The sequence below is a fragment of the Microcoleus sp. Pol1C5 genome, assembly GCF_036701115.1.
Taxonomy (GTDB): domain Bacteria; phylum Cyanobacteriota; class Cyanobacteriia; order Cyanobacteriales; family Microcoleaceae; genus Microcoleus.
The window spans coordinates 140,423-148,453 of the sequence record NZ_JAUBQE010000010.1; the positions used below are offsets into that span (position 1 = coordinate 140,423).

Here is an 8,031-nt window from a genome sequence, read left to right on the forward strand (position 1 = left end):
AGCGGGTAATTTTAACTCAGGGTATTGTCCGTTTCTAGGAAGCATATATGCGGAAATTTAGTAATGATTGACACGTTATTTGCAGGAGCCATCAGTTCCGACTATAATGACAAATTACGAATTACCCATTAGCTTTCAAAAATTAGCATCTAAAATCACCAGATGGAAACTATAAAAACTCTTTGCCCTTACTGCGGTGTAGGTTGCGGCCTAGAAGTTGTAGCCGACAAAAAACAAAGTTGGAAAGTCCGGGGCGATCGCAACCACCCATCGAGTCAGGGCATGGTTTGTATTAAGGGAGCAACCGTAGCAGAGTCGATTCGGAGCGATCGGCTACTGTATCCGATGATGCGAGATACTCTCGACCAACCGTTCCGCCGCGCTAGCTGGGACGAAGCTCTCGATGCAATTGTTAATCGCATCCAAACAATTCGCAGCACCAGCGGCCCCGATGCTTTGTGCGTTTACGGTTCAGGTCAATTCGCAACAGAAGATTATTATATTGCCCAGAAACTAATTAAAGGTTGTCTGGGTACTAATAATTTTGATGCTAATTCTCGCTTGTGTATGTCTTCAGCAGTCTCTGGATACGTTCAAAGCTTTGGCTCGGACGGGCCGCCTTGCTGTTACGACGATTTAGAATTAACAGATTGCGCTTTTATTATTGGCAGCAATACAGCGGAATGCCATCCGATCGTATTCAATCGATTAGCAAAATACCACAAAAAGCATCCAAATGTCAAGATGATTGTGGTAGATCCAAGGCGGACTCCTACTGCTGAAGCGGCGGATTTGCACTTAGCAATTAAACCAGGTACGGATATAGATTTGCTTAACGGAATTGCATATTTGCTGTTACGCAGGCAAGCAATAGATTCTGAGTTTATTGAAGAATGCACGGAGAATTTTTCAGCTTTTGCTGAGGTTATTAGCAGCTACACACCGGAGTTTGTAGCCTCGCGCTGCGGCATTACTGTCAGCGAGTTAGAAACGGCGGCAAACTACTGGGAACAGTCGCAGCGCGTTTTGTCTCTGTGGTCGATGGGAATAAACCAGTCGTCGGAAGGCACGGCAAAGGTGCGATCGCTGATTAATTTGCACTTGATGACCGGTCAAATCGGCAAACCGGGATGTGGCCCGTTTTCCCTCACCGGGCAGCCAAACGCGATGGGAGGGCGGGAAGCGGGAGGACTGTCTCATTTGCTCCCAGGCTACAGATTTGTGAAAAATGCTGAACACAGAACCCAAGTCGAGGAGTTTTGGGGAATCGCACCGGGAAGCATTTCCCCGAATCCGGGCCGCACAGCTTGGGACATGATTGTGGGCTTGGAAACTGGCGAAGTCGAGTTGCTGTGGATTGCAGCTACCAATCCGGTGGTGAGTATGCCGGATTTGGAACGCACTAAAGCCGCTTTGCTGCGATCGCCCTTTACTATTTATCAAGAAGCTTACTATCCCACTGAAACCTCCGCCTACGCTCACATCCTGCTGCCGGCAACGCAGTGGAGCGAAAAAACGGGAGTAATGACGAATTCCGAACGCCGGGTGACGCTTTGTCCCGGTTTCGACACTCCCTCCGGGGAAGCCCGCGACGACTGGAGGATTTTCGCCGAGGTGGGACGGCGGTTGGGTTTTGCCGAACACTTTGCTTTCGACAACAGTGCGGAGGTTTTTACAGAATACGCCCAGTTGACGCGCGGCCAGCCTTGCGACATGACCGGTCTGAGCCACGAATACATCCGCCAACAAGGGCCACAGCAGTGGCCTTGCCGGGAAAACGAGCCTGTGCATCCAGCGAACGAAGCGAAACGGCTGTATACTGACAGGCGTTTTCACACTCCTGACGCGCGGGCGAGATTTTCGGCATATCACTCGCGGGGACTGGCAGAACCTCCCGATCCGAATTATCCGTTGGTGTTGACGACAGGGAGACTTTACGGACACTGGCACACGATGACGCGGACGGGTAGAACAGAAAAAATTAATCAATTGCACCCCGATCCGTTTTTGGAAATTCACCCCCGCGATGCTGCCAAATTGCAGATTAAGGAGGGAGATTTGCTGGAAGTTCGATCGCGCCGCGGTAAGGCGCAGTTTCCAGCAAAAGTCACAAAGGCGATCGCCCCAGGTACGCTATTTGTACCGATGCACTGGGGTTCTCTGTGGGCTGAAGGTGCTGAAGCCAATGCTATGACTCATGCTGCAAGCTGTCCAGATTCCAAACAGCCTGAGTTAAAAGCTTGTGCGGTGCAGTTGGTCCTGGTTGGGGCAGACACTGCAGCGGAAGTTGTCGCAGAAGTTGGGGAATTTAATTGGGCAAAATCCACCCTTGCCGTCACTTCTTGAGCTGCCGTCCAACTACGGGATGTTACAATCACCGAAGAACGAGCGGGAAGCCGCGGGCTTTAGACATAGGGAGGAACGTGGTGGACGTTCGGGGAGCGCTCAGTCAATCGCGCTCAGTCGAACTATTGGAGATTTACTCCACACATGAATTTGGGTTCTTGAACAAGAGTCTAAAATTTTGCACTCTTCACGACAGGAGTCCGGGGCTTGTATCCGTTTTTTGGGGTAACCACCTCTCTCGATCGAGCAATTTTGAACCCGGACATACCCTACACATAAATCTTAAATCTCAAATCCAAAATCTAAAACCTAAAATCGTTATGCCATTACCCAGCCTAAAAACTGCGTTTCCCCGGCAGAGCCTGGGAATAAAGAAAATTAAATTTATGTAAATTTATGTATTCTGAGTTTTTCCTTCTTTATTGGGGGTTTTTGCTTCCGCAGAATGCCTTCTGGCGAATAGCTTCTGCTTTCTTTTTAATTAATCGAGTCAGACAATTGCAGTTTGCACCTATAGGTGCTATAATTGTTTTACAAGGCTTTATTTTCGGCAGTACAGTTCGTTCGATCGGCGTTCCTCCGGATTTAAATCTCTACACCCTCTGATTCTGGAGAATGTTCAATGTCAATCTATGTCGGCAATTTATCCTACGAAGTAACGCAGGAGCACCTCAACCAAACTTTTGGAGAGTACGGTACAGTAAAGCGCGTTCAGTTGCCTGCTGACCGGGAAACAGGTCGGATGCGGGGCTTCGCTTTTGTAGAAATGTCTACTGAAGCAGAAGAAGCCGCAGCCATTGAGGCTCTTGACGGTGCTGAGTGGATGGGTCGCGACCTCAAGGTCAATAAGGCAAAACCCCGCGAAGAACGTGGTTCTTCTAACAGCGGTAACTGGGGTAACAACGATCGCGGTGGCAATTCTCGTCGCTACTAAACCACCCGAGCTAAATTTTTAGCTATATTGTATATTGCGTCGGAGCAAGCTGGGAGTAAACAATCATTCTCTGTGGAGAATAGATAGTTAGTTCAGTGGTCGTACCGCGCCTTAAAAGCCTCAAAATATTGCTAGACAATAGTTTGAGGTTTTTTTATGGCAAAAAATATTAATCAGGAGGTCGATCGCGTGCGAGCGATTCCTAGCTGACAGGAAAAACTAGAAAATATAACAAGCAGAGAGAGTCGCCTTCCCCAGTGCCCGGGTGGCCCCGTAAAACCAGGCAATCACAGAGTTTGGCGCTTGCAAAGTGTACCGAACAATGACAGAATCATTAAGAATAAAGACTAAATCACTTTTATGCTGAAAAAAATATTTAGGCAAATTTCCAAGTCAAGTAGTGATGAAAATTTTCTGCATTTTACAGAAAGTGTAGAAGTAGTAATATCGAAAATTTTATCATTGGCGATGATTTGGGTAATTCTCCTCAGCGTTTGCGATTTGCTGATTTTTTTAGCAAAAGAATTGGTAAACCACACTGATAATTTGTTAAAAGACACGTTGTTTGTCATATTTGGGTTATTTTTAAATGTTTTAATTGCTCTGGAAATCTTGGAAAATATTACAGCTTATCTGAAAAAGCACGTAATTCAAGTAGAGCTAGTTATTGTAACTTCTTTGATAGCAGTATCTCGAAAAATAATCATTCTTGACCTGGAAAAGAAAACAGCAGCCGACTTGATTGGTTTGGCAATTGCAATTTTCGCGCTTTCCATCAGTTACTTGATAGTGCGGTGCACAAATAGAGGAAAGGATTAATATCGGGAATTGAGAAGTGGGAATTTTAAATAACTAATATAGCAATCCTCGCATCATTTGTGAATTTCTTACTCCCTCCCCGAACCCGCGGGGAGGGTTGGGGTGGAGTAAAAAATTTACGACTTATTTAGAATTGATCTATCATATCCGGTCGATTGACCAGAAATGATATTATTCCAATAAACCAGGAGGCGGCACAATTTCAATTCTGCCTTGTTCTAAGTCAACAACTGGCACAATCTCTTCCACAAAAGGAATCAATATTTTTGTGGATTTAGGCTCTTTAACGCGAATTTTCCGTGGTTTGCGGGTATTCCTGGGGTCAGCGTTGGCTTGTGGAGTTTCAGGCTGTTTTGGCTTTTCTAATTCTGCGGCGACAGTTTCGGGCGCCGTTAGATTCGTTTCTACTTCTAAAAGGTCGTTACCTGCGGGAATAATATCACTTACCTTGCCTAGGATTTCCCCGGTTAACTGGTTAAAAACTTCCATACCGATCAAATCTTGCACGTAAAACTCATCAGATTCGAGGTAAGGTCGATCGGTCTTTTCAACAAACAACTTACAGCCCCGCAGCGCCTCAGCACCGTCGCGGTCTTCCACACCCTCTACCTCTACAGCATACAGCCCTTTGCCGGGAATGTAGCGACCGCCCAAAAACTCGATCGGCTCCGGTTCACTTTTGTTAGGGCGCAAAATCCACCGCTTCCCCGGTTCGATAAACCTTTCCGGGAAATCCGAATCCGGATAGACTCGCACTTCCCCGTCCAAACCTTGAGCTGCTACAATTTTACCGATTTCTATCCACTCAGACATAGATTATATCACTCAAATTGCTAGTAATTGATAATTGGAAATTGGAAATTGGGCATTGCTAATTAGTAATTGGTAATTAGCAATTGGTCACTAAGAATTCTGCCCTCGAAGCTCTTCCAGATCTCCGTTAAATCCGTCAAACAATTCGTTTCCGAACTACCCTCTTCCATCAACATCCATCCGTTAAATTCGTTAAACAATCCGTTACCGAACTTGTTTCTTTACACCAATCCAGTTCTCAGCGCTACAACGGCTGCTTGCACGCGGTCATCCACTGCCAACTTATTCATAATACCGCGAACGTGAGTTTTAATAGTATTTGGACTCAAGTAAAGTGCCGCTGCTATCTCCGGATTGCTGTTACCTTCCACCATTAATTTTAACACCTCCAATTCCCGCTGTGACAACTGACCAAAAGTAGTTGTAGAGGCAGGTATCGGGGGTTTGAGGTGTTCGATGACAGTCCGGGCAATTTGAGGGTCAAGATATGTAGCTCCCTCTGCTGCGGCTGCAATCGCTGCTAACAGCCTATCTACAGAAGCACCTTTAATACAATAAGCATCAGCCCCACTAGAAAGGGCAGCAATAATTTCAGTTTCTGCCGTGTGAGAAGTTAACATTACTACTCGAACTTCTGGCAGTTGTGCTTTAATTTGCTGCGTCGCTGCTATGCCGTCGAGCCGTGGCAAACCGATATCCATCACAATAATATCAGGTTTGAGTTTCAGTGCGGCTGCTACGCCTAAATAGCCATCTTCTGCTTGTCCTACTATTTCTATTTCTGGGGAATCCGCTAAAACTTGCTCTAATCCCAGTTGCATCATCGGATCGTCTTCAACAATTAAAATTTTCATAATACGAAGGAAGAAGGAAGAGGGAAGAAGGAAGAGGGAAGATTACTTAGTTGTTAATATTTTACAGTAACGATACCAAACCAATAACAAATAACCCAAACAACTAACTAATGACTAACTTTTAAAACATCTACAAATTCGCCTGGTAAAATTCCGGTTTCCACTGGTGGCAAAACTGCTAAACCACTTGTATTGGCGAGGTTAATTAAATTCGCTGAATTTTGGCTGCCGCTAGCAGGTTCAAATTCCCAGACTCCGGCAACTAAATGCAGTTTACCCCAAATATAAGTTTCGCGTCGGCCAGGCGATCGCAATTCAGCATTACACCTAGCTTTGACAAACTCCGGCCCCCAAGCATCAGGGGCAAGCCCAGAGATCTTTCTCAAAGCAGGCACAACAAAACGCCAACAGCAGACTAAAGCCGAAACCGGATTTCCCGGCAAACCAAAATAGAGACAATCCGAACTCAAACTCGGCGAATCCGGATTTTTTTCACCTCGTTTAAACCCAGCAACCGTTAAAGGTTTCCCTGGCTTAATCGCCACAGAACTAACGTGAACTTTTCCTCCCAAATCCGTCAAAATTTTCTCGACATAATCGTAGTCTCCTACCGAGACGCCCCCCGTAGAAAGTACCACATCCGCCGTCGCAACAGCCCCGGCTATCGCCTTGTTTAACGCCTCTTCATTATCAGGAACAATGCCCAATCGAATCGGTTCAAATCCCATTTGTGCCAACAAAACTGTCAAAGCATACTGATTCGAGTCTACCAGTTTCCCCGGTGCCAAAGCTTCGTCAGGCGATACCAATTCGTCACCCGTAGAAAAAATTGCCACCCGCAGCCGCCGATACACAAGAACTTGAATGCACTGGGCAGTTGCTAACACCGCCATTTCTGGGGCGTTGATAACTGTACCGGGAGTTAGCAAAGTTGTTCCTGCTTCATAAAAAGCGCCTTTGTGCCTGACAAATGCTTGCGGTTTTTCAGGAGAAACTAAGATAAAAATACGATCGCCCTCACGCCTTGTTTCTTCCTGCATTACCACCGTATCAGCACCGGCAGGCATCACCCCACCCGTAAAAATTCGCGCCGCTTGCCCCGATTCGACGGTATTTTGAGGCTGATATCCGGCTGGAATCTCTTCAACTACTTCGAGTACGACTGGTTTTTCGGCGCTACAGTTTTCTACATCAGCAAAGCGTACCGCGTACCCATCCATTGCCGAATTGTCCCAATAAGGAAAATCCAGGGAACCAGTGACGGCTGCTGCCAAAATGCGCCCCGATGCTGCCAGCAAGTCTACAGTTTCTACATCCCGCTGACTGTCGAGGGGCTGCGCCAAATTTAGAACGATCGATTCTGCTTCTTTCACTGACAGCATGACTGTCTCCTTATTTTGATAATACTCATAATTAAGTTTAGCAAAATATCTTGATATATTGGTGATATAATTTTTTTGTATTTTGGCAATCAACCTAATTTTTGGTATTAATTGCTTATGACTATTTGTCGCTCTGTTGTTCGACTCAATTCTTTATCGTTATTATTGGTGACGTTACTGATATTTTTTACTCAAATTTCCGGGTTAAAAGTCAGCGATTTATTCTTTTCGCCTTATTTTTCTCCCCATCCCAATGTCGCTTTATTAACACGGACTTTCCAAATCTTGTGTTCTGTACCCGTCGTTATCTGTACTTTCACCTATGGATTAGCTAAAACTATTCAACCGCGCCATGAAAAAAATCGATTTATTTTATTTTCTGCTATTTTAACAGGTGGATTCCTGCTGAATCAAACTTACCGAATCCATATATATATGATCGCATTAGGACTTCCTAAGCTAGGAGTAAGTCTTTTGTACGCCATTGTTTTGTTCTCCTACGGATGGTTTTTTCGGCGAGAACTACAGTTAACTCCCTACCAAATATTGTTAACTGGTTTGGGCTTGTTGTTTTTGGCGATCGGCGTAGATTCCCTGAATTTAAAAAACCAGATGTTCTCCAGCTTACTAGAGGGAGTACCTAAATTATTTAGTGAAATCAACATTGCATTTTATTATTGGTATGTGTGTAAGTGTTTTCTCCAAAAAGCTTTTTATAAAACTATAGAGAGCTAGTTATACAGCACTTTGCTTAACGATTAGGTACAATAGTAGAGGTGATAAGAAAGAGAAAAATGAAACCCTAATCCCTAGATATGCGTCAAAAGATCGTGGACACAAGGAGAAGCAGGTAACACCTCTATTAGGAAAGTAGCAGAAAGAT

Annotated in this window: 7 protein-coding genes; 4 read left to right on the forward strand and 3 right to left on the reverse strand. The window is 45.1% G+C overall.

The window, feature by feature from the left end:
* Positions 1 to 162: 162 nt before the first annotated feature.
* From QUA23_RS08355 to QUA23_RS08365, 3 genes are all read left to right on the forward strand, one after another.
* Positions 163 to 2,346, forward strand: coding sequence for a nitrate reductase (locus QUA23_RS08355; protein WP_333075179.1), 2,184 nt, complete (start codon positions 163 to 165; stop codon positions 2,344 to 2,346).
* Positions 2,347 to 2,968: 622 nt separating this feature from the next.
* Entirely contained in the window at positions 2,969 to 3,280 is a 312-nt protein-coding gene (locus tag QUA23_RS08360; protein ID WP_332948676.1) for an RNA recognition motif domain-containing protein, read from the forward strand.
* Between the two features lie 360 nt (positions 3,281 to 3,640).
* The gene (locus QUA23_RS08365; RefSeq protein WP_333035904.1) at positions 3,641 to 4,099 is read left to right on the forward strand and encodes a phosphate-starvation-inducible PsiE family protein; all 459 of its coding nucleotides are present in this window, start codon (positions 3,641 to 3,643) and stop codon (positions 4,097 to 4,099) included.
* Positions 4,100 to 4,270: 171 nt separating this feature from the next.
* On the opposite strand, the gene rimM is transcribed toward QUA23_RS08365, so the two are convergent.
* The 3 genes from rimM to QUA23_RS08380 all read right to left on the reverse strand — a co-directional run bounded on the left by rimM (position 4,271) and on the right by QUA23_RS08380 (position 7,148).
* Entirely contained in the window at positions 4,271 to 4,912 is a 642-nt protein-coding gene (gene rimM / locus QUA23_RS08370) for a ribosome maturation factor RimM (protein ID WP_333062764.1), read from the reverse strand.
* Between the two features lie 221 nt (positions 4,913 to 5,133).
* Complete coding sequence (locus tag QUA23_RS08375; protein ID WP_015179099.1) at positions 5,134 to 5,766, reverse strand: response regulator; 633 nt, start codon at positions 5,764 to 5,766, stop codon at positions 5,134 to 5,136.
* Positions 5,767 to 5,873: 107 nt separating this feature from the next.
* Positions 5,874 to 7,148 carry a molybdenum cofactor synthesis domain-containing protein gene (locus QUA23_RS08380; protein WP_333075181.1) on the reverse strand — a complete coding sequence of 425 codons (1,275 nt, stop codon included), beginning with the start codon at positions 7,146 to 7,148 and terminating at the stop codon, positions 5,874 to 5,876.
* Positions 7,149 to 7,265: 117 nt separating this feature from the next.
* Here QUA23_RS08380 and QUA23_RS08385 point away from each other — a divergent pair, with 117 nt between their 5' ends.
* Positions 7,266 to 7,883, forward strand: coding sequence for a hypothetical protein (locus QUA23_RS08385; RefSeq protein ID WP_333075182.1), 618 nt, complete (start codon positions 7,266 to 7,268; stop codon positions 7,881 to 7,883).
* Positions 7,884 to 8,031 lie beyond the last annotated feature (148 nt).

Excerpts from the sequence above, each read along its gene's own strand:
- rimM (WP_333062764.1), bottom strand. The coding sequence starts at position 4,912 with ATGTCTGAGTGGATAGAAATCGGTAAAATTGTAGCAGCTCAAGGTTTG.
- QUA23_RS08380 (WP_333075181.1), bottom strand. The coding sequence starts at position 7,148 with ATGCTGTCAGTGAAAGAAGCAGAATCGATCGTTCTAAATTTGGCGCAG.
- QUA23_RS08365 (WP_333035904.1), top strand. The coding sequence starts at position 3,641 with ATGCTGAAAAAAATATTTAGGCAAATTTCCAAGTCAAGTAGTGATGAA.
- QUA23_RS08355 (WP_333075179.1), top strand. The coding sequence starts at position 163 with ATGGAAACTATAAAAACTCTTTGCCCTTACTGCGGTGTAGGTTGCGGC.
- QUA23_RS08385 (WP_333075182.1), top strand. The coding sequence starts at position 7,266 with ATGACTATTTGTCGCTCTGTTGTTCGACTCAATTCTTTATCGTTATTA.
- QUA23_RS08375 (WP_015179099.1), bottom strand. The coding sequence starts at position 5,766 with ATGAAAATTTTAATTGTTGAAGACGATCCGATGATGCAACTGGGATTA.
- QUA23_RS08360 (WP_332948676.1), top strand. The coding sequence starts at position 2,969 with ATGTCAATCTATGTCGGCAATTTATCCTACGAAGTAACGCAGGAGCAC.